Raw genomic sequence first — 19353 nt, forward strand, 5'->3', positions numbered from 1 at the left:
GTTCCCGAGCAGGGCGGGGGCGTTTTGATGGATGGTCAGGCACGTTTTCCGCGCCAGCGGTCGGCCGCGAACGGCCCGCGGCGCGGGGCGCACGGCGGCGGCACCGGCGCCGCACGCCGGTCCGATCCGGAGGATTCGGCAGGTTCGGCGGGTCCGGCCGGGCCGGCGGCCGCCGAGGCGGGGGAGCGGGCCCGGGAGGCGCCCGCGGCCGGACGGCTCCCCGCGCACGAACCGGGCTGTGCGCTGCATCACAGGCTGCACGCCGCGGTCGACCCGGCCGACCTGGTCGCCGTCGGCGCGATCCGGCGGCGGCTGCGCGCCGCCCTCGACCGCTGGGGGGTGCCGGAGCTCGCGGACACGGCCGAGCTGCTCGCCTCCGAGCTGGTCACCAACGCGCTCGTCCACACCGGGCACGGCGCGGTCTTCGACGCCGTCCTCACCCCCGACCAGCGGCTGCGCATCGAGGTCAGGGATGCCGCGGCCCGGGTGCCCGGCCGCCGCACCCCCGGCGAATACGCGACCTCCGGGCGCGGACTCCTCCTGGTCGAGGCCCTGGCGGACGACTGGGGAGTACAGCTGCGGGGGGACGGCAAGGTCACCTGGTTCGAGCTCGGACCGTCGTGAAACGTGTGCGAACCATGACGTGTTCTTCACCTCGTTGACACTCGGACGGCCCTTCGGCATTGCCGCCTTGCCGAACATACGAGAGGCTAGTGAGAATGTGTGCGCAGGCGCCGGCGGGCAGATCCGATTCCCGACCGGCCGCCACCCCCCTGCACACCGATCCCGATCACGACACGGCTATCGCAGTCCGCCCGGACCGCATGGCATGGCAGCGGCAGGAGAAACATGGCGACAGAGCCCGAGCCGCAGGGGCCCGCGCGCCGCATTCCACCGGCCCAGACGACCCGGAGCGCTGCCGGACACGCGCTGCGCACCGCGACCGCCGGCCTGTCGGCGCCCGCCACCGGACACGGCATGACCGGCAGGGCCGGCGACTCCACCCCGGACTGGCTCGAACCCGCGATGGCCGCCAACGGCATCGGCTCGTTCGACTGGGACATCCGCCGCGACATCCTGGAGGGCGACCACCGGGCCTGCGCCATCCTCGGCCTCGACCGCGACCGCTTCGACCGCAGCTCCGGCTCGTTCCTCGCCCTGCTGCACCCCGAGGACGCCCCGGTGGTGCGCCGCCGCGTCGAACGGGCCGTCGCCGAGCTCGGCCAGTGCGGCGCCTACTACCGCACGGTCTTCCCGGGCGGGCAGATGCACGCCGTGCGCTTCCGCGGCCGCGTCCTCGCGGACGCCTTCGGCCGTGCCTCCCGCATGGTCGGCTTCGTCTGGGACGCCACCGTCGAGCTGCACAAGCGCGAGAAGGCCGGCGAACTCGCCGCGCTGCGCGAGGAGCGCTCGCGGTTCATCAAGGAGGCCGCCCGGGCGCTCTCCGAAGCCGTGACCGTCCGTGACGTCGCCCGGGTCTTCACCGAGCTGCCGCTGCCCGGCCTCCCGCCGGACGGCCTGGTGCTCGCCTCCCTGGAGGCCGGACGCCTGGCGATCCTCGGCGCCAGCGGGTACCGCCGCGAGCAGATCGCCCAGTTCGACCGCTCGCCGCTCTCCGCGGACCACCCGATGTCGCACGCCGTGCGCACCCGCACCGCCGTCTTCATCGCCGACCAGCAGGAGTACCGCGACCGGTACCCGGAGGCGTGGGCCGGCATCGGCGCCGAGACCGGACGCAGCGCCTGGGCGTTCCTGCCGCTGGTCGTCAGCGGCCGGGCGATCGGCGTGTGCGCGGTCAGCTTCGACGACGACCGCGAGCTCGACACCGACGACCGCACCCTGCTCTCCACCCTCGGCGGCCTGGTCGCGCAGTCACTGGCCCGCGCCCAGCTGCACGACGCCGAGCACGAGCTCGCCGCGGGCCTGCAGCGCGTCATGCTGCCCCGCGCGGTGCCCTCGGTGCCGGGCGTCACCACCGCCGTCCGCTACCTCGCGGCCGGCTCCGGCCTGCAGATCGGCGGCGACTGGTACGACGTCGTGCCGCTGCCCGGCGGCCACGTCGGCCTGGTCATCGGCGACGTGCAGGGCCACGACGTGCACGCGGCCGGCATCATGGGCCAGCTGCGGATCGCGCTGCGCGCCTACGCGGCCGAGGGCCACCCGCCCGCCGCCGTGATGGCCCGGGCCTCCCGCTTCCTCGCCGACCTCGACACCGACCACTTCGCGACCTGCACCTACGCGGAGGTCAACGTCGACTACGGCGTGGTCTACGCCGTCCGCGCAGGCCACCTCGACCCGGTGGTGCGCCGCGGCGACGGCTCCGCGTCCATCCTGCCGGTCGCCGGCGGGCTGCCGCTCGGCGTCGCGCCCGACGAGGAGTACCGCGTCACCCGCTTCAGCCTCGACCCGGGCGAGACCGTGGTGCTCTGCACCGACGGTCTCGTGGAGGCCCGCGACATGGACCTCGACACCGGCTTCGCCCGGCTGTGCGAGGCCGTCGCCGGGCCGCTCGCCGCACGCGACGAGTCCGCCCGTGAACCGCTGGAGGAACTGGCCGACCGGATCGCGGCGGGCGCCGCCGACTCCAGCGAGCGCGAGGACGACATAGCGCTGCTCCTGCTGCGCTGGGACGGCCCCTCGGGCGGCCGCGCCGCCCAGCAGCTGCGCCGCCGGATCGGCCAGGCCGACCTGGCGCGGATCGCGGAGCTGCGCGGCGAACTGCGCGACGCGCTGCGCCGCTGGGGCGTGCCGGAGCTGATCGACACCGCCGAGCTGCTCTCCTCCGAACTCGTCACCAACGCCATCCGGCACACCGACCGGGACGCGATGTTCACCGCGCGGCTCTACCACCTGCCGAGCACCGGCGGCCGGGCCCGGCTGCGGGTCGAGGTCGAGGACGAGTCGGACCTGTGGCCGACCCGGCGCACCCCCGGCGAGCAGGCCTCGTCGGGCCGCGGGCTGATGCTGGTCGAGGCGCTGGCGGACGGCTGGGGGGTGGAGCCGCGCGGCTCCGGCAAGCGGATGTGGTTCGAACTCTCCGTGGACACGGACGGACCCGCCCACAGCTGACCGGGCCCGCACCTGGCCGGGCCCGCAGCCGACCGGGCCGCACCTGGCCGGGCCCACGGGTCGGCCGGCCCGTGGGCCCGCGGTCCGGCCGCAGGCCCACGGAGGATCAGCCGAACTGCTGCTCCAGGTCCTTGAGCTTCTGCTCCAGGGAGTCCAGCCGCGGCAGGGTGATGGTGTCGTCGTCGGGCGTGAGGTCGACGGTGCGCGGGGCCGGGCGCACCGGCAGCCCCAGTGCGGCGGGCGGGCCCTCGACGGGCGGGCCGTCCGCGGGCGGGCCCTCGGCGGGTCCGCCGGCTATGACGGGCTCCGTGCCGCTCCCGGCCTCCAGCTGGCGGGCGGCCGTGCGGTGGCGCCAGCCGCCCCCCTGATGGCGGTTGATGGCGCGGATCTCCGCGCGCTCGCGGCGGTTGGCGAGCCGGCGCCGTTCCCGGTCGGCGGTCGCGGTCCGCTTGTCGTCCCGGACCTCCTCCACCGCCTCGTCGAGCGTGCGCACGCCCTCCAGGAGCATCAGCGACCAGGCGGCGTACGTCTCCAGCGGGGCGCGCAGCCAGCGGACGATCCGGATCTGCGGCAGCGGCCTGGGCACCAGGCCCTGTTCGCGGAGCGCGGCCCGGCGGGTCTGCTTGAGCGCGCGGTCGAAGAGCACCGCGGCCGAGAGGGACATCCCCGCGAAGAACTGCGGCGCCCCGGCGTGGCCGAGCCCGCGCGGTGCGTGCACCCAGTTGAACCACGCGGAGGCGCCGGCGAACAGCCAGACCAGCAGGCGCGACCCGAGCGCGGCGTCGCCGTGGCTGGCCTCGCGCACCGCCAGCACCGAGCAGAACATCGCTGCGCCGTCGAGCCCGAACGGCACCAGGTACTCCCAGCCCCCGGAGAGGTTGAGGTTCTGGACGCCGAACCCGACCAGCCCGTGGAAGGAGAGGGCCGCCGCGACGGCGGCGCAGCAGAAGAGCAGGGTGTACGAGGCGCCCGCGTACAGGGATTCCTTGCGCCGGCGGCGTTCCTCCGAGCGTTCCCAGGAATCCGATCCGTTCGCCGAGGCCGTGGCCCGGCTCCGGGCGAACGCCACCAGCACCGCGAGGACGACCAGGACGGCCACGCCCGTCATGGCCCAGCCCAGCGGTATGTCGGACAGTCTCATGACCTGAACCAGCCTCGCTTTCCTGCGTAGGTAAGGCTGGACCATCATGGCGGAGAATTCGGGGGGTGATGACCGGATTCCGGTCAATGCACCGGAGAGGGGGAATTATCCGCCGGGAATCAAATGCCCATCACATTTACTGCTTCCGCGGACAGGTGAAACACATCTCGTCCGGGCGAACCGTGTAGAACAGGCAGCAGGTCACCCGAGTGCGTGTACGCATCTCCTCGGTGCGCCGGAAACCGGCCCCGCCGACGAACGGCGCCGGCCCGTCGCCCGGCAGCAGCTCCGCCAGCTCGGCGACGGCCCGGTCCTCCTCGCCGAGCAGGCTGCCGAGGAACCAGAGGCCCTCGACCACGTCGTCGGTCGCCATCCCCCAGAGGGTGCGGGGCCCGCGCTGCACCGCCGGGCGGAACGCCGTGACGACCGGCGTCAGGTGCTCCGTCAGGGCGTCCAGCAGGGTGCGGCGCAGCGCCGCCTCGTCCGGGACCACGCGCAGCAGCCCGGTGCCGGCGAGCGGGTCGTCCGGGAGGCCGGTGAGCTCCACGGGCTGCACCCGCAGCTCGCCGCTCGCGCGGCGGATCGCGACCGCGTCCGCGGGGAGCCGGGGCACCCGGCGCTCCAGGAACCAGGGCAGCGTGAACGCCAGGGCCACCGGCCACAGGTAGCGGTGCAGGCTGAAGCCCGCCGCGACGTCCGGGCGCAGCGGGGTGCCGTAGTCGCGCTCACCGGCCCGGGCGTCGAAGTCGATCATCTCGCGCAGGGCCGCCGGGTCGGCCGCGAGGGCGGCGCCGGTCGTCCAGCCGTCGCCGGTGCGGGGCGGCGCGCAGCGGATGCGCAGGGCGGGGTGGGCGGCGGCCAGGCGTTCGTAGCTCGCCGCGGGCGGCGGCCCGGCGGGCGACGCGACGGGGGAGGCCCCGGTGGTGGTCGTCACGGTCATGGCGGACCCCGGCAGGCGGTACGGGGCTCGGCGGAGCCCGGGCGGCGTTGGCTGGCCTGTCCGGGGCGCTGCTCTCCCCGGACAGGTTAGCCTTACCTTATCCCACTCGGCCGTGTACGGTCCGCCCGGAGGGGGCGGAAAAGCGGCGGGCTCAGCCGGCCCCCTCACCGGCGAGGCGCGCGCCGTCCGGTGCCGGCCCCTGCGGGGGCACCTGCAGACGGGCCGTCAGCCAGACCGGCACCCCGCCGAGCGCCTGCACCAGCCGGGCCGCCTCGGCCCGCAGCCGCGACGCCTCCGCCGGGCCGCTCACCTCCGCCAGGGAGGCCAGCGCGGGCGCCACGCCCACCGTGAAGCCCAGCTCCTCGCGCAGCCGCAGCGACGTCCGGAAGCCCTCGCGGGCCCGCTCCCGGTCGCCCGAGGCGAGCGCCAGCCCGGCCAGGTGCCGCCAGGTGTACGAGCAGAGCAGCCCGTCGCCGCGCTCCAGCGCGGCCGCGTGCGCCCGCCGGTAGGCGGCCCGGGCCGCCACCGGGTCGTGCAGCAGGTTCTCGGCGACCAGCCCGCGCCGGAAGTCGAGCAGCGGCCGGCCCGGCGCGTCCGGCGGCAGCAGCGCCGAGGTGCGGCCGAGCGCGGCCTGCGCCTCGTCCAGCCGGTCGCGACGGCCCAGCACGCTGGCCACGTACGCGAGGAACCCGCGCGCGCACGCCGCGGCCGCGCGCTGCTCCGGGCCGACCACCCCGGCCTCGGCGAGGCGCAGCGCGGCCTCCGCCTCGGCCCAGTGCGCGGCGGTGAACATGCACTGCTCGATGAGGAGCTCGGCTCTCTCCAGGGCCGCGGTGGGGTCGCGCGCGGCGCTCGGCCGCAGCAGTTCGGCGGCCTCCTGCCAGCAGCCGCGCGACCGCAGTCGCCAAACGGCATCCGCCGTGCCCCCCGGGGCCGTTCCGCGTTCCGACAACGCCACCTCCTTGTGTGCGCCATCCGGCAACACCTGCCCTCCCCGTGGGCGTGCGCCGTGGCGGCAATTCAACACGGGGGCGAGCTTGTGCACCAGATCACGAGCGTCACGGAAATCCGGAGGGAGGCGCTCCGCCTGCGGTCCGGGTCAGGAGGTCCAGCCGGTCTCCATCAGCGCCTCGGCCGCGCCGTTCGCGGGCTGCGGGATGCCCGCGGCGTCCAGCGCGAACAGCGCCACCAGCAACTGCTCGCCGCGCACCACCGCCTGGTGCGAGTACCCGGCCGTCGTGAACAGCGCCGCGGCCATCTCCTCGCTGTGCAGGGTCTGCATCCACAGGCACTCGACCGTCTTGACGTCCGCCGGCTCCGTGAACGAGTCCACCTGGGCCACCATCCGCGCCCCGAGCAGCGTCACCGCCTCCCGGTCCTGACCGCCGGTCAGCTCCAGGTCGTCGAAGCCCAGCCACTGCAGGTAGCGCGCCGCGGCCACCACCGCGTCCTGCGGGGAGTGCACCGGCTGCGGACGGAACGGCGGCCGCAGCAGCCGGTGCCAGCCCTGCTGCGGCACCGACTCCGGCGGCACCGCCGTCGTGTACGGCCGCGCACCGCCCGTCGGGTGGCCGATCGGCCCGGAGGCCGGGAGCCGCGGGGCCTTGTCCACCGGCAGCCGCACCGTCGCCCCGCAGTTGCACGTGAACTCCGGCTGCGGCCACTGGTCGTTGCGGCCGCAGTGCGGACACCGCATGCTCAGCCAGGAGTCCTCCCACGACCTGAACCGCACCTGCACCGGCACGCCGCCGCGCAGCAGCGGCACCCGCAGCTGCGCCCCGCACGGGCACGGCAGGCTCGGCGCCTCGTACAGGTGCTCCCGGCGGCAGGCCGGGCACCGGATGGCACTCGCGCCCGCCGGGGGCACCGGACCGGGCGCCTGGTCGCTGAAGTCGTCGGGCAGCGGCACTGCGGTCATGGCTGGCACCGTCCGTTCGGTGTCGGCTGGGCGGGTACGTGTCCAATCCTCCCTGATCCGGGCACCAGGTGGAACGGGTTACGGCAAACCTCGGGGTCGAATGGGGGGCGTACGACCTGACGGCCGGGCCGTGCGGGCCGCCGACGGGCGCGCCGGAGCCGACCGGACCTGACGATCCGTCACCCGTGTTCTCCCGCGGGAGGGTTAGGGGCGCCGCCGGGGACACCCTGCGGTCCGCCGGCCGCCCAGCGGGCCAGATCGGCCGGTGTGTCCAGGTCGTCCGCGACGGCCACGTCGCCGCACTCGACGAGGAGCACCTCGGGGGCGTGCGCCGCGAGCAGTGCGCGCGCCCCCGCATCCCCCTCGGCGCCGGCCGCCGCCTCGGCGAGGTGCCGCGCGCCGATCAGCACCGGATGCCCCCGCCGGCCGCCGTACGCGGCCGCCACCAGCTCCCCGCCCGCCCGGTGCGCCGCCACCAGCCGCGCCACCGCCTCCGCCGTCACCCCCGGCGTGTCGACCAGCATCACCAGCACCCCCGACACGTCCGCGGGCACCGCCGCCAGCCCGGCCCGCAGCGAGGAGCCCATGCCGCTCTCCCACGCCGGGTTCTCCACCAGCACGCAGTCTCCGGCCTCCGCCCCGGCCCGCACCCGCCCGGCCTCCGCGCCCAGCACCGCCACCACCGGTGCGCAGCCGCCCGCCCGGACGGCCGCCAGCGCCCCCTCCAGGAGGGGCCGGCCCCGCAGCCGTACGAGGGCCTTCGGGCGCCCGCCCAGCCGCCTGCCGCCGCCCGCCGCCAGCACCAGCGCCGCCACCCGCAGATCCGTCATGCCCCCAGTCTTCCGACCCCCGCGCGGGAGCGACAGCTGTGCGATCGCACAACGCGGCGCCGCGGGCCGCGGGCGCGCACCGGCGCTTCCGCCGCTGGCCGGACGGGGTGCGCGCCCCCTCTACTGGGCGCATGGCTACTGGGCGCATGGCACGGAGGACAGAGCGGCACGGGACACCGCACCACGGGACGCCGCAGCGCGACGCGGCGCCGCACCGCGGCGGCCCGGCCCGGCCCGGCGGCCCCGAGCCGCTGACCGACCGGTTCGGCCGGATCCACACCGACCTGAGGGTCTCCCTCACCGACCGCTGCAACCTGCGCTGCACCTACTGCATGCCCGCCGAGGGCCTCGACTGGCTGCCCCGCGCCGAGGTGCTCACCGACGCGGAACTCGTCCGGCTCGTGCGGATCGCCGTGCACCGCCTCGGCATCCGCACCGTCCGCCTCACCGGCGGCGAACCCCTGCTCCGCCGCGGACTGCCCGGCCTCACCGCCGCCCTCGCCGCCGTGGGCCCCGAACTCTCCCTCACCACCAACGGCATCGGCCTCGCCCGCACCGCCGCCGCCCTCGGGGCCGCCGGCCTGCACCGCGTCAACGTCAGCCTCGACACCCTCCGGGCCGACCGCTACGCCGCCCTCACCCGCCGCGACCGGCTGGCCGACGTGCTCGACGGCCTCGCCGCCGCCCGCGCGGCCGGCCTCACTCCGGTGAAGGTCAACGCCGTGCCCGTGCGCGGGGTCAACGACGACGAACTCTGCGACCTCGTCGCGTTCGCCGCCGAGCACGGCTACCGGATGCGGTTCATCGAGTCGATGCCGCTCGACGCCCAGGGCGCCTGGGAGCGCGACCGCATGATCACCGCGGCCGAGATCCTCGACACCCTCGGCCGGCGCTGGGACCTGGTGCCCGCCGGCCGGGAGGGCAACGCCCCCGCCGAGGACTGGTGCATCGCCGGGACCGACACCGTCGTCGGCGTCATCGCCTCCGTCACCCGGCCGTTCTGCGGCGGCTGCGACCGGGTCCGGCTCACCGCCGACGGCCAGCTCCGCACCTGCCTGTTCGCCACCGAGGAGTCCGACCTGCGGGCCCTGCTGCGCACCGGCGCCGACGACGACCGGATCGAGGCCGCCTGGCGCACCGCTCTCGCCGGGAAGGGCCCCGGGCACGCCATCGGCTCCGCGGAGTTCGTCCGGCCCGACCGGCCGATGTCCGCGATCGGCGGCTGACCCGGAGCCGCACAGTCCGACATGTGGTGTATGTCTGCTACGTCCGTTCCGCGGTGTCCGCGGGCACTTGACCTGCGGTGAGCCGCCCTGCTCTGCTGGTGCGCCGTCACCAGCCACCGTCGGGGGAGAACCCGTGCGCGCCCGCCGTACCGCCGTCCTGCCTGCCCTCCTCCTGCCGCTGCTGCTCACCGCCTGCACCTCCGGCCCGGCGGGCCCGGGCTCCTCCGGCTCCGGCTCCGGCGCCGCGGCCTCCGGCACCAGCCCGCTGCAGAACCCGGACGGCACCAGGCCGGGCCTCGGTGCGCTCACCTCCGCCGCCGACCGCAAGGCCGGGCGCGACGTCGTGGGCAGGGTCCGGACCGCCGAGGCCGGCAGCAGGTCCGGCTACGACCGCGACCAGTTCGGCCCCGCGTGGACGGACAACGTCGACGGCACCCCGCTCGGCCACAACGACTGCGACACCCGCAACGACCTCCTCGCCCGCGACGGCCGCGCGGTGCAGCGCAAGGCGGGGTCCGCCTGCACGGTCACCGCGATGACGATCTTCGACCCCTACACCGGTCGCACCGTGCAGTGGACGAAGACCCAGGCGTCGAAGATCCAGATAGACCACGTCATGCCGCTCTCCTACGACTGGCAGCAGGGCGCGTCCCGCTGGGACAAGGCCAAGCGCGTCCGCATCGCCAACGACCCGCTCAACCTCGTCCCCGCCGACGGCTCGCAGAACGCCTCCAAGGGAGACTCCGGTCCCGCCGCCTGGCTCCCCGCCGACCCGCGGATACGCTGCGCCTACGTCGTGCGCTTCGCCCAGGTCTCCCTCAAGTACGACCTGCCGGTGACCCCTGCCGACAAGAAGGCCATGCTGCAGCAGTGCGCCTGACGGCCCGTCCGGACCGGTGTCGGCGGCCGCCGGTACGGTGCCGGGCATGGGTGTCTACCTGTACGGCCTCGACGCGGCGGACTGGTCCTCGGCGGACGAGGGGGGATGGCGGGCCGTCGCGTCCGGGGTGAACGGCGCCCTGGCCCGGGCCGGCCTGCCGCCCTACGAGCCGGGCGACGGCCCGGGCTGGGCCTTCGAGGAGAAGCTCGGCCGGCCCATGGACAGCTTCACGGAGCTCTGCGGGGCGCACCTCCCGGCGGGGGAGCGGGCGGCGCTGGGCGGGTGGACGGTCATGGTGCCCGTGCCGCCGGCCGGGGAGGTCCGGCTGCCCTTCGCGACGGCGTACGACGACGTGGCGGAGGTCGTCGCCGCGGCCCGGGTGCTGGCCGCGGCGGAGCGGCTGGCCGCGGTGCTCGGACTCCCGGCCGAGCTCCCGGACCCGCACGGGCCGCTCGTGCTGACCGGCTGGTTCCTGGACGGCCGGGCACAGCGCCTGGCCGCCCTGAGCACCGCACCGTGGAGCACCGACCTCGACGCCGCCTTCCACGTCGCGCTGTACCTGCGGGCCGCGCAGTACGCCCTGCGGCACGGCCGCCCGGTGGCGTACTGCTGAGCCGCCCACCAGGGGCCGTGCAGTGCCGTGCGGTGCCGGCGGCCGGAGCCGGTCCTGCGGGCGGAGTCAGCCCTGCGGGTGGAGCAGCGCCCCGGCGATCTCCCGGACGCGCTCCATGGTGATGCCGTTGCGCTGCTCGACGGCCAGCGGGTGGTCGGTGGGCTCGATCTCGACGACCGGGCGCTCACCGACCGGGCGGGTGTGGACCATGGTCCGGAGGTTCACCGTCGAGGGCGTGTAGACGGGCAGTTCGGTCGACAGCCAGCCGAAGACCGGCGGCTCGGACTCGCGGCCGGCCGTCTCCCACAGCTCGCCCGCCCGGGCGTAGTTCTGTGCGCTCAGCGAGACCCAGACGCCCCAGGTGAAGACGGTGTCCCGGCCGACGACCGGGATCTCCACGCGAGCGCGGACGAAGAACGAATCGCCCTTGATCACGCACTGGTCGTCGGTCAGCAGGCTGTCCGGGTCGTGCTCGTCGCCGGGCAGCCAGTAGGCCGGGGCGGGGCTGGCGAAGTCCATCGGGGTCTCGGGGTGGTACTCACCGCAGCAGGTGCAGGTGAAACCCGTTTCGGTCGGCATGGGGGAGGACCCTAGCCGCCGCCCGTCCGCCCGCACGGACCACCCCCCCCGGAACGTCCGGGCGGGCCCCGGGACGCCGTGCGCCCGGCCCGCCGAGGAGGAGACTCGGCGGGCCGGGCGGGACGGCACCGGGACGGTCAGCTGCTGGTGCCGCTGCCGGTGGTGCCGGTGGTGCCGGTGGTCGGGGCCGTGAGGTCGTAGACCGTGGCGCTGCCGACCGTCTTCGCGGTGAAGTTGGCCGCCACCCAGGTGGCGATCTGCGAGGACTCCGACGCGGTGCCGCCGGTGCCGCCACCGCCGCCGAAGCCGCCGCCGCCGATGAAGTAGTGCACCTTGCCGTCCTGCACGTACTGCTGGAAGGCGGCCAGGGTGAGGGAGGGGTCGGTGCCGTTGAAGCCGCCGAGCGCCATCACCGGCTCGCCGGTGGCGAGCTGGTAGCTGGCCTGGTTCTGCGAGCCGACCGCGGCCGCGACCCAGGTGTAGCGGTCGGCGTCCTGGCTGAGCATCGCGGAGAGCTCGCTGCTGACCTGGGCGCCGTTGAGGAGGCCGCCCATGCCGCCGGCACCCATGCCGCCCCGGCCGCCGTCACCGGCCGTACCGGTGCCGCCGGCCTGGCCGTTCTGGCCCGGCATCCCGGGGAAGCCCTGGCCGCCGGTACCGGTACCGGTACCGGTGCCGGTGCCGGTGCCGCCGCCCGGCGCACCGTTCTGCCCGTTGGCGGTCCCGCCGTTCGCCCCGGGGAAGCCCTGACCGTTGGCCCCGGGGAAGCCGCCCCGGCCGCCGCCCGGCATCCCCATGCCGCCGCGGCCGCCACCGGGCCCGCCGCCGAAGCCGCCGGCGCTCTGGACCTGCGGACCGGCGGTGACGATCGAGCCGCTGTGGCCGGTGGAGACGGTGTCCAGGGCGTATGCGGTCGGGCCGCCGAGGGCCGCGGCCAGCGCGACGAGCCCGGTGACGCCGACGAGCCGGCCGCCGTTGCGGCCGCCGAGCCGTCCGGCGGCGGGCAGGGCCGCGGCCGAGACGATCCCGCCGATCAGGACCGCCCAGCGCAGCCACGGCACGAAGTCGGCGCTGCGGCCGAGCAGCACGTACGACCAGACCGCGGTGACGGCGACGACGCCGCCGAGCAGCGCCGCGTACGGCAGCCGGTGCCGGGCCCGCCAGAGGCCGTCCGCACCCATGCCGACGAGGGCGGCCACGGCCGGCACCAGGGCCACCGTGTAGTACTGGTGGAAGATGCCGGACATGAAGCTGAAGGTGAGCCCGGTGCAGAGCAGCCAGCCGCCCCAGACCAGGAACGCGGTGCGGGCGCTGTCGGTGCGCGGACGGCGGCGGGTCGCCCAGAGGCCGACGACCAGCAGGATCAGCGCGGCCGGCATCAGCCAGGAGATCTGGCCGCCGATGTCGCCGTCGAAGAGCCGGGTGATGCCGGTGGTGCCCCAGTTGCCGCCGCCTCCGCCGCCGCCCCCGCCGACGCTGCCGGTCTCGTCGCCGGTGAGCCGGCCGAATCCGTTGTAGCCGAAGGTGACGGAGAGGAAGTCGTTGTCCTGCGAGCCGCCGATGTAGGGGCGCGCCGAGGCCGGGACGAGCTCGACGACGGCGACCCACCAGCCGCCGGCCGCCACCATGGCGAGGCCCGCCCACAGGAGCTGCCGCACCCGGCGGCCGAGGCCTGCGGGGGCGACGACCAGGTAGACCAGGGCGAACGCGGGCAGCACCAGGAAGGCCTGCAGGGTCTTGGTGAGGAAGCCGAAGCCGAACATCACGCCGGTGAAGAGCAGCCAGCGGGTGCTCGCCGTCTCCGTGGCCCGCACGACCCCGTACGCGGCGAGGGTGAGCAGCAGGACGAGCAGCGCGTCGGGGTTGTTGAAGCGGAACATCAGCGCGGCGACCGGCGTCAGGGCGAGGGCCGCACCCGCGACCAGCCCGCCGACCGGCGAGAAGCGGCGGCGCACGGTCGCGTACACGGTGGCGACGGTGCCGACGGCCATCAGCACCTGCGGCGCGAGGATGCTCGCCGTGCTCAGGCCGAAGAGCCGCACGGAGAGGGCCATCGGCCACAGGGACATCGGGGGCTTGTCGACGGTGATGAAGTTCGCGGCGTCGGACGAGCCGTAGAAGAAGGCCTTCCAGCTCTCGGAGCCGGCCTGGACGGCGGCCGAGTAGAAGGCGTTCGCCCAGCCGGAGGCCGAGAGGTTCCAGAAGTAGAGGACGGCGGTGGCCGCCAGGAGGGCGAGGAAGGACGGGCGCACCCAGGCCGCGTCGTCGGGGCGGCCGCGCCAGGTGCGGGCCGGCAGGGTGCGCAGGCGGCCGGACCAGGAGGACAGCCCCTTCGGGCCGCGCTCGGGAAGGGCGGCCGGGGGGAAGAGCGGGTCGACCGCGGCCCGCTCGGCAGGGGGTGCCGGAGGCGGGTAGTCCGCAGCCTCGGGCCACGGATCGCTGGTCGGAGGGACGGAACTGGTCGTGGTCATGCGCCTACGTTCCCGAGGGACGCTGAGAGCTTCATGAGAGGCGGGTGTGAGGCCAATGTGATCTCCGCGGCAGCCGGGTGACGGCTGCGGGGACAGCTGCGGGGACGGCCGCCGGAGACCCGTGCGGCGGTCGGCGGCAGGCCCGTACGACGGTCGTCCGCGGTCGTCGGCCGACCACGCGCGGCAGTGCCTGACGAACATGTTCGTGAAAAACTTGTTCGCCACGAACATGTTCGTTACTGTGGAGGCATGAGCAATCCCCCCGCCGCCCCCCGCAGCCGGCGCGAACGCCCCGCCAAGCCCGCCCTGACGCGCGACGGCATCGTCGCCGCCGCCGTCCGGGTGATGCAGACGGAGGGCCTGCAGAAGGTCACCATGCGCCGCCTCGCGCAGGAGCTCGACACCGGTCCGGCCTCCCTCTACGTCTACGTCCGCAACACCGACGAACTGCACGCGGCCGTGCTCGACCACCTCCTCGGCGAGATCGACCTCGGCCCCGCCCGGGCGGAGGGCGACTGGCGCGAGCGCCTGGAACGGATCCTGACCGCCTGCATGGACCTGCTCTTCGCCCACCCGGGCCTCGCCCAGTCCGCCCTGCTGGCCCGGCCCAGCGGCCGGCACTACCTCGACCTCGTCGACGCCCTCCTCGGCCTCCTCGCCGAAGGCGGCGCCCCGGACGCCCAGGCCGCCTGGGGCGTCGACCTGCTGCTCCAGTTCGCCACCGCCACCGCCGCCGAACACTCCGGCCGCGACCTCGCCCCCGAGAGCCGGGACGAGTGGGCGGACCTCACCCGCGCCGTGCAGGACGCCGACCCCGCGACCCACCCGCGCATCGCCGCCGTCGGTGGCCTGCTGCTCGGCGGCGAACCGCGGGCACGCGTCACCTGGGGCCTGCGGATGCTGGTCAACGGCATCCTCCACACCCCCGTGCCCGGCCCGGCCGGCCCCGGCACGGACCGCCCCACCCCCTGAAACCGCACCCGAAGGAGCCACCCATGACCACCACCGCCACCCACCACCCCGTCGCGATCGTCGGCGCGGGCCTCAGCGGCCTCGTCCTGGCCCGCGTGCTGCACGTCCACGGCATCCCGGCCACCGTCCTCGACCTCGACGCCGGCCCCGACGCCCGCCGCCAGGGCGGCATGCTCGACATCCACGCCGACTCCGGCCAGGCCGCGCTGCACGCCGCGGGGCTGTACGAGGACTTCCTCGCCCTCGTCCACCCCGGCGGCCAGGCGATGCGCATCCTCGACCGGCACGCCGCCGTCCACGTCGACGAGGCCGACGACGGCGACGGCGACCGCCCCGAGGTCGAGCGCGGCCAGCTGCGCGACCTCCTGCTGAGCTCCCTCCCGGAGGGCACCGTCCGCTGGGGCTCCAGGGTTGTCGCGGCCCGCCCGCTCGGCGGCGGCCGCCACGAGGTCGAACTCGCCGACGGCACCGTGCTCACCACCGACCTGCTGGTCGGCGCCGACGGCGCCTGGTCGCGGATCCGGCCGCTCGTCTCCGACGCCGTGCCCGCCTACTCCGGCCTGTCGTTCGTCGAGATCGACCTCCTCGACGCCGACGCCCGCCACCCGGAGAGCGCCGCCGTCGTCGGCGGCGGCATGCTCTTCGCCCTCGGCGCGGGCCAGGGCCTGCTCGCCCACCGCGAGGCCGACGGCAGCCTCCACGTCTACGCCGCACTCCGCACCCCCGAGGACCGGGCCGGCACCGTCGACCCGGCCGACCCGGACACCACCAGGGCCCGCCTCCTGGAGCGCTTCGCCGACTGGCACCCGAGCCTGCGGGCGCTGATCGCCGACGCCGACGGCGCCCTCGTGCCCCGGCCGATCCACGCGCTGCCGGTCGGGCACCGCTGGGACCGCGTCCCCGGGGTCACCCTGCTCGGCGACGCCGCCCACCTGATGTCGCCGTTCGCCGGCGAGGGCGCCAACCTCGCCATGCTCGACGGCGCCGAACTGGGCGCCGCCCTCGCCGCCCACCCGGGCGACACCGAGGCGGCCCTCGCCCACTACGAGAAGGCGCTCTTCCCGCGCAGCGAGGCCTCCGCCGCCGAGTCCGCCGAGAACCTCGACCTGATCTTCGGCCCCGCCGCCCCGCAGGAGCTGATCGACCGGATGGCGTCCTACGGCCCGCCGGCCGGCTGAGGCACCGCGGCGCCCAGGGCCGGGGCCGGGCGGGATCCGCACTCCGGCCGCCTCCGGGCGCCTCGGGGCGCCCGCCCGCGGGCACGGCCGCAGGCCCGGGCCGCCGCCCGACGGGTGGGATGCGCGTCCGTGGCGGTGTGTCGGCCGCGCCACGGACCCCGGTCTGCCTACGCTCTGACCACCCGTCAACCGGTCGTTGACGGGTCGTCGACCGGAAGGCGCCACCGCCGCGGCCGCCCTGACGCATCCCCCGGAGGGCTGTCATGCCGTCACCGATCCCGCCGCAGAGGCCGTCCGCCTCCGCCGCCCGCCCCGGCCTGCTGCGCCGCACCGGCGAGTGGTGCGCCCGCCACGGCGTGCTCGTCCTGATCGCCTGGCTGGTCGCCGTCGCCGGTGTCCAGATCATCGACCGGGCCGTCGGCGGCGAGTTCTCGGACGACTTCAACATCTCCAGCAGCCAGGCCCAGAAGGGCCTCGACGTGCTGCAGGCGCACGACCCCGCCGCGGGCGGCGTCGGCTCGCAGATCGTGCTGCACGACTCCCAGCAGCTCACCGGCTTCGCCACCCAGGTCGGCCAGGCCGTCGGCAACCTCCAGAAGCTGCCGCACGTGCTCTCCGTGCAGAACCCGCTCCCGCAGCAGGGCGGCCCGCCCACCCAGGGGCCGAACGGGCCGCTCTCCACCGAGGGCACCACCGCCTTCATCAGCGTCAAGTTCGACGCCAACCCCAGCACCTTCGGCGACGACTACCTCCCCCTGGTCGACACCGCCGTCGCCCCGCTGCGCCAGGCCGGCGTCCAGGTCGAGTACGGCGGCCCGCTCGGCGAGGCGGCCCGGCCGAAGGCCGACGACCGGAGCAGCGAGGCGATCGGCTTCGCCGTCGCGATCGTCGTGCTGCTGATCGGCTTCGGCAGCGTCATCGCCGCCGGACTGCCGCTGGTGACCGCGCTGGTCGCGGTGGTCGTCGGTCTCGGCCTCCTCGGGCTGCTGGCGGCGGCCTTCACCTTCGCCACCGTCTCGCCGACCCTGGCCACCATGATCGGCATCGGCGTCGGCATCGACTACGCGCTGTTCCTGCTCACCCGCCACCGGCAGGGGCTGATGGACGGCGCCGACCCGGTCGCCTCCGCCGGGCACGCGGTCGCCACCAGCGGGCGGGCGGTGCTGGTCTCCGGCTGCACGGTCATCATCGCCCTGGCCGGCCTGTCGGTCTCCGGCGTCAGCTTCATCTCCAAACTCGGTGTGGCCGCCGGCGTCACCGTGGTCACCGCCGTGGCGGGCGCGCTGACCCTGCTGCCCGCGCTGCTCGGCATCATCGGCCGGGCCGTCGACCGCTTCCACGTGCGCAAGCTCGTCGCCGAGACCGGCAGCGCCCCCGGCGAGGAGGTCACCGGCACCTGGCACCGGTACGCGCTGCGCGTCGAGCGCCGCCCGTGGCACTTCCTGGTCGCGGGCGTCGTGGCGGTGGGCGTCCTGGCGATCCCGGTGTTCTCCATCCAGCTCGGACACATCGACGACGGCGCCGACCCGACGAGCTTCACCGACCGGCGCGCCTTCGACCTGATGACGGACGCCTTCGGCCCCGGCTCCAACGGCCCGCTGACGGTCGTCGTCGACCAGACGCAGGTGGCGTCCGCCGACCGCCAGGCCCTGGCCACCCAGGCGCAGCAGGCCCTCACCGGCCTGCCCGACACGGCGAGCGTCGGCCCGCTGCAGCCCTCCTCCGACGGCGACCTGCTGATCTCCACCGTCATCCCCGCCCAGGTGCCGCAGGACGAGAAGACCACCCGACTGGTCAACCACCTCCAGCGCGACGTCATGCCGCAGGCGGTGTCCGGCACCGCCGCCGCGGGCTACGTCACCGGCACCACGGCGGCGCAGGTCGACTTCCTCGACATCGTCTCCAGCCGCCTCCCGGCGATCATCGCGGTGGTGGTGGGCCTGGCCTTCCTGATCATCCTCATCGTCTTCCGCGGGCTGCTCGTCGCGGTGAAGGCCGCCGTGCTCAACCTGCTGTCGATCGCCGCCTCGTACGGTGTCGTGGTCGCGGTCTTCCAGTGGGGCTGGGGCGGTCCGGCGCTCGGCGTGGGGGGCACCGTGCCGATCGAGAGCTACGTGCCGATGATGATGTTCGCCATCGTCTTCGGGCTGAGCATGGACTACGAGGTGTTCCTGCTCTCCCGGGTGCACGAGATGTGGCTGCGCACCGGCGACGCCAAGGGCAGCGTGGCGCACGCCCTGGAGATCACCGCCCGGGTGATCACCTGCGCGGCCCTGATCATGGTCAGCGTGTTCGCCGCGTTCATCCTCAGCGACAACATCGTCGTCAAGATGCTCGGCCTCGGCCTCGCGGTGAGCGTGCTGATCGACGCCACCATCGTCCGGCTGCTGCTGGTGCCCGCCGTCATGACCCTGCTCGGCCCGCACGCCTGGTGGATGCCCCACTGGCTGGACCGCATCCTGCCGCACATCGACACCGAGGGCGAGGCCGAGACCGCGGCCTGACGGTCCCGCCGTCCCGGCCGCCGTCACGGCCGGTGTCCGCGGGGCCTGCAGCTCCGGGCGGCCCCCGGCGGCCCGTCCGGGCCGGTCAGCCGCCCGGGTGGGCCATGGCGTCGATGGCGACGGCGGCGGCGAGGACGGTCGCCGGGTCGGCGCCCGGGCCGATGTCGATGCCGTAGGTGTCGCGGATGCGGAACCAGCGCTTGGAGACTTCGGCGATCTTGTAGCCGTCGCGTTCGACGGTGTACTCGTGGTCGAGGACGTTGCCCTGCGCGGTGAGGTCGCCGCCCTCGGCCTGCTCGATCCGCCAGCGGTCACGGGCCGGACCGACGACGGCCTTCTTGACGAGGGCGAGCCGGTGGCCCTCGGCGTCCTCGACCTCCATCGAGTCCTTGATCCGCAGCGGCCGGCTCTGCACGGTGGCGACGTGCCGGCCCGCGGTGTCCTCGATGCGGTACGTCCGGCGGGCGCGCAGCACCTTGGCGTCGACCTTGTAGAGGTGCTCCCCGGCGTCGTCGTCGATCCAGTAGTCGTCGCCGACGGAGACCGCCTTCTGCCGCATCCGGTAGCGGGTGACGCCCTCGCCGTCGTCGAAGGCCCGGTTGGCGGCCTTGCGGGCGCGTCGTTCCTCGAACACCGCCCTCACCGCCGGGCGCGGCGCCGGGCGACGAAGAACCCGATCACCATGCCGACGAGCAGGGTCACCGTGAGGACGAGCCAGAGCGGCAGGGTGACGGTGGGAATCCAGAGCCTGACCTCGACCGAGCCGGTGTTCGCGGCGATGAACCAGACGGCCAGGACGGCGAGGACGCCCACCCCGATCGTCCGGATCCGCACGTTCTTGCCCTTCACCGTGACGGACGGCGGGGGGTGCGGTTTCGACGTGTTCTGTGCCATGTGTCCAGTATGGGACGGTACGGCCGTTCGGGCGGTTCGAGTGGTTCCGGCCCGGTGGCCGGAACGCGTGCGGGCGCCGCCCGCCGGCCCGGCGTCCCGCCTCCGGCCCGGCCGGGGGACGGCGGGTCGGGTGCGGGG

General features: G+C 75.3%; 17 protein-coding genes. 8 read left to right on the forward strand and 9 right to left on the reverse strand.

All coding sequences use genetic code 11. The features are described from left to right. Window positions 1-27 precede the first annotated feature (27 nt). Together SNE206_RS07965 and SNE206_RS07970 are read left to right on the forward strand one after the other, a co-directional pair. Window positions 28-624, forward strand: a complete 597-nt coding sequence (locus SNE206_RS07965; protein ID WP_407912654.1) for an ATP-binding protein — start codon at window positions 28-30, stop codon at window positions 622-624. Between the two features lie 225 nt (window positions 625-849). Then, on the forward strand, window positions 850-3069 hold the full coding sequence (locus tag SNE206_RS07970) for a SpoIIE family protein phosphatase (RefSeq protein WP_407912655.1): 2220 nt from the start codon (window positions 850-852) through the stop codon (window positions 3067-3069). A gap of 106 nt (window positions 3070-3175) precedes the next feature. On the opposite strand, the gene SNE206_RS07975 is transcribed toward SNE206_RS07970, so the two are convergent. The 5 genes from SNE206_RS07975 to SNE206_RS07995 form a co-directional block, all read right to left on the reverse strand. Then, on the reverse strand, window positions 3176-4210 hold the full coding sequence (locus SNE206_RS07975; protein WP_407912656.1) for a DUF2637 domain-containing protein: 1035 nt from the start codon (window positions 4208-4210) through the stop codon (window positions 3176-3178). 136 nt (window positions 4211-4346) lie between these two features. Then, window positions 4347-5150, reverse strand: a complete 804-nt coding sequence (locus SNE206_RS07980; RefSeq protein WP_407912657.1) for a (2Fe-2S)-binding protein — start codon at window positions 5148-5150, stop codon at window positions 4347-4349. 151 nt (window positions 5151-5301) lie between these two features. Beyond that, window positions 5302-6102 carry a hypothetical protein gene (locus SNE206_RS07985; RefSeq protein WP_407912658.1) on the reverse strand — a complete coding sequence of 267 codons (801 nt, stop codon included), beginning with the start codon at window positions 6100-6102 and terminating at the stop codon, window positions 5302-5304. A gap of 147 nt (window positions 6103-6249) precedes the next feature. Further along, window positions 6250-7068, reverse strand: coding sequence for a hypothetical protein (locus SNE206_RS07990; protein WP_407912659.1), 819 nt, complete (start codon window positions 7066-7068; stop codon window positions 6250-6252). A 179-nt stretch (window positions 7069-7247) separates the two neighbouring features. Beyond that, window positions 7248-7898: an NTP transferase domain-containing protein gene (locus tag SNE206_RS07995; protein ID WP_407912660.1), complete on the reverse strand. Its 651-nt coding sequence runs from the start codon at window positions 7896-7898 to the stop codon at window positions 7248-7250. 146 nt (window positions 7899-8044) lie between these two features. Here SNE206_RS07995 and moaA point away from each other — a divergent pair, with 146 nt between their 5' ends. The 3 genes from moaA (at window position 8045) to SNE206_RS08010 (ending at window position 10617) form a co-directional block, all read left to right on the forward strand. After that, window positions 8045-9124, forward strand: a complete 1080-nt coding sequence (moaA, locus tag SNE206_RS08000; protein WP_407912661.1) for a GTP 3',8-cyclase MoaA — start codon at window positions 8045-8047, stop codon at window positions 9122-9124. A 133-nt stretch (window positions 9125-9257) separates the two neighbouring features. Next, entirely contained in the window at window positions 9258-10004 is a 747-nt protein-coding gene (locus tag SNE206_RS08005) for an HNH endonuclease family protein (protein WP_407912662.1), read from the forward strand. Window positions 10005-10050: 46 nt separating this feature from the next. Next, entirely contained in the window at window positions 10051-10617 is a 567-nt protein-coding gene (locus SNE206_RS08010) for a hypothetical protein (protein ID WP_407912663.1), read from the forward strand. Between the two features lie 66 nt (window positions 10618-10683). Here SNE206_RS08010 and SNE206_RS08015 read toward each other — a convergent pair whose 3' ends face one another. Both SNE206_RS08015 and SNE206_RS08020 read right to left on the reverse strand, forming a co-directional pair. After that, window positions 10684-11196, reverse strand: coding sequence for a DUF2199 domain-containing protein (locus SNE206_RS08015; RefSeq protein WP_407912664.1), 513 nt, complete (start codon window positions 11194-11196; stop codon window positions 10684-10686). A gap of 137 nt (window positions 11197-11333) precedes the next feature. Next, complete coding sequence (locus tag SNE206_RS08020; RefSeq protein ID WP_407912665.1) at window positions 11334-13667, reverse strand: ArnT family glycosyltransferase; 2334 nt, start codon at window positions 13665-13667, stop codon at window positions 11334-11336. A 249-nt stretch (window positions 13668-13916) separates the two neighbouring features. Here SNE206_RS08020 and SNE206_RS08025 point away from each other — a divergent pair, with 249 nt between their 5' ends. From SNE206_RS08025 to SNE206_RS08035, 3 genes are all read left to right on the forward strand, one after another. Beyond that, window positions 13917-14639, forward strand: a complete 723-nt coding sequence (locus SNE206_RS08025) for a TetR/AcrR family transcriptional regulator (protein ID WP_407912666.1) — start codon at window positions 13917-13919, stop codon at window positions 14637-14639. Between the two features lie 23 nt (window positions 14640-14662). Continuing rightward, window positions 14663-15817 (forward strand): FAD-dependent oxidoreductase, encoded by a 1155-nt coding sequence (locus SNE206_RS08030; RefSeq protein WP_407912667.1) that lies wholly within the window; start codon window positions 14663-14665, stop codon window positions 15815-15817. Between the two features lie 263 nt (window positions 15818-16080). Then, the gene (locus SNE206_RS08035) at window positions 16081-18321 is read left to right on the forward strand and encodes an MMPL family transporter (protein ID WP_407912668.1); all 2241 of its coding nucleotides are present in this window, start codon (window positions 16081-16083) and stop codon (window positions 18319-18321) included. An 85-nt stretch (window positions 18322-18406) separates the two neighbouring features. Here SNE206_RS08035 and SNE206_RS08040 read toward each other — a convergent pair whose 3' ends face one another. Beyond that, window positions 18407-18955 carry an LURP-one-related/scramblase family protein gene (locus tag SNE206_RS08040; RefSeq protein WP_407912669.1) on the reverse strand — a complete coding sequence of 183 codons (549 nt, stop codon included), beginning with the start codon at window positions 18953-18955 and terminating at the stop codon, window positions 18407-18409. A 5-nt stretch (window positions 18956-18960) separates the two neighbouring features. Continuing rightward, the gene (locus SNE206_RS08045; RefSeq protein ID WP_407912670.1) at window positions 18961-19215 is read right to left on the reverse strand and encodes a lipopolysaccharide assembly protein LapA domain-containing protein; all 255 of its coding nucleotides are present in this window, start codon (window positions 19213-19215) and stop codon (window positions 18961-18963) included. Between the last annotated feature and the right edge of the window lie 138 nt (window positions 19216-19353).

The organism is Kitasatospora sp. NE20-6 (assembly GCF_045862635.1).

Coding starts and splice junctions, on each gene's coding strand:
- SNE206_RS07965 (WP_407912654.1), top strand. CDS start 28: ATGGATGGTCAGGCACGTTTTCCGCGCCAGCGGTCGGCCGCGAACGGC.
- SNE206_RS07970 (WP_407912655.1), top strand. CDS start 850: ATGGCGACAGAGCCCGAGCCGCAGGGGCCCGCGCGCCGCATTCCACCG.
- SNE206_RS07975 (WP_407912656.1), bottom strand. CDS start 4,210: ATGAGACTGTCCGACATACCGCTGGGCTGGGCCATGACGGGCGTGGCC.
- SNE206_RS07980 (WP_407912657.1), bottom strand. CDS start 5,150: ATGACCGTGACGACCACCACCGGGGCCTCCCCCGTCGCGTCGCCCGCC.
- SNE206_RS07990 (WP_407912659.1), bottom strand. CDS start 7,068: ATGACCGCAGTGCCGCTGCCCGACGACTTCAGCGACCAGGCGCCCGGT.
- SNE206_RS07995 (WP_407912660.1), bottom strand. CDS start 7,898: ATGACGGATCTGCGGGTGGCGGCGCTGGTGCTGGCGGCGGGCGGCGGC.
- moaA (WP_407912661.1), top strand. CDS start 8,045: ATGGCACGGAGGACAGAGCGGCACGGGACACCGCACCACGGGACGCCG.
- SNE206_RS08010 (WP_407912663.1), top strand. CDS start 10,051: ATGGGTGTCTACCTGTACGGCCTCGACGCGGCGGACTGGTCCTCGGCG.
- SNE206_RS08015 (WP_407912664.1), bottom strand. CDS start 11,196: ATGCCGACCGAAACGGGTTTCACCTGCACCTGCTGCGGTGAGTACCAC.
- SNE206_RS08020 (WP_407912665.1), bottom strand. CDS start 13,667: ATGACCACGACCAGTTCCGTCCCTCCGACCAGCGATCCGTGGCCCGAG.
- SNE206_RS08025 (WP_407912666.1), top strand. CDS start 13,917: ATGAGCAATCCCCCCGCCGCCCCCCGCAGCCGGCGCGAACGCCCCGCC.
- SNE206_RS08030 (WP_407912667.1), top strand. CDS start 14,663: ATGACCACCACCGCCACCCACCACCCCGTCGCGATCGTCGGCGCGGGC.
- SNE206_RS08035 (WP_407912668.1), top strand. CDS start 16,081: ATGCCGTCACCGATCCCGCCGCAGAGGCCGTCCGCCTCCGCCGCCCGC.
- SNE206_RS08045 (WP_407912670.1), bottom strand. CDS start 19,215: ATGGCACAGAACACGTCGAAACCGCACCCCCCGCCGTCCGTCACGGTG.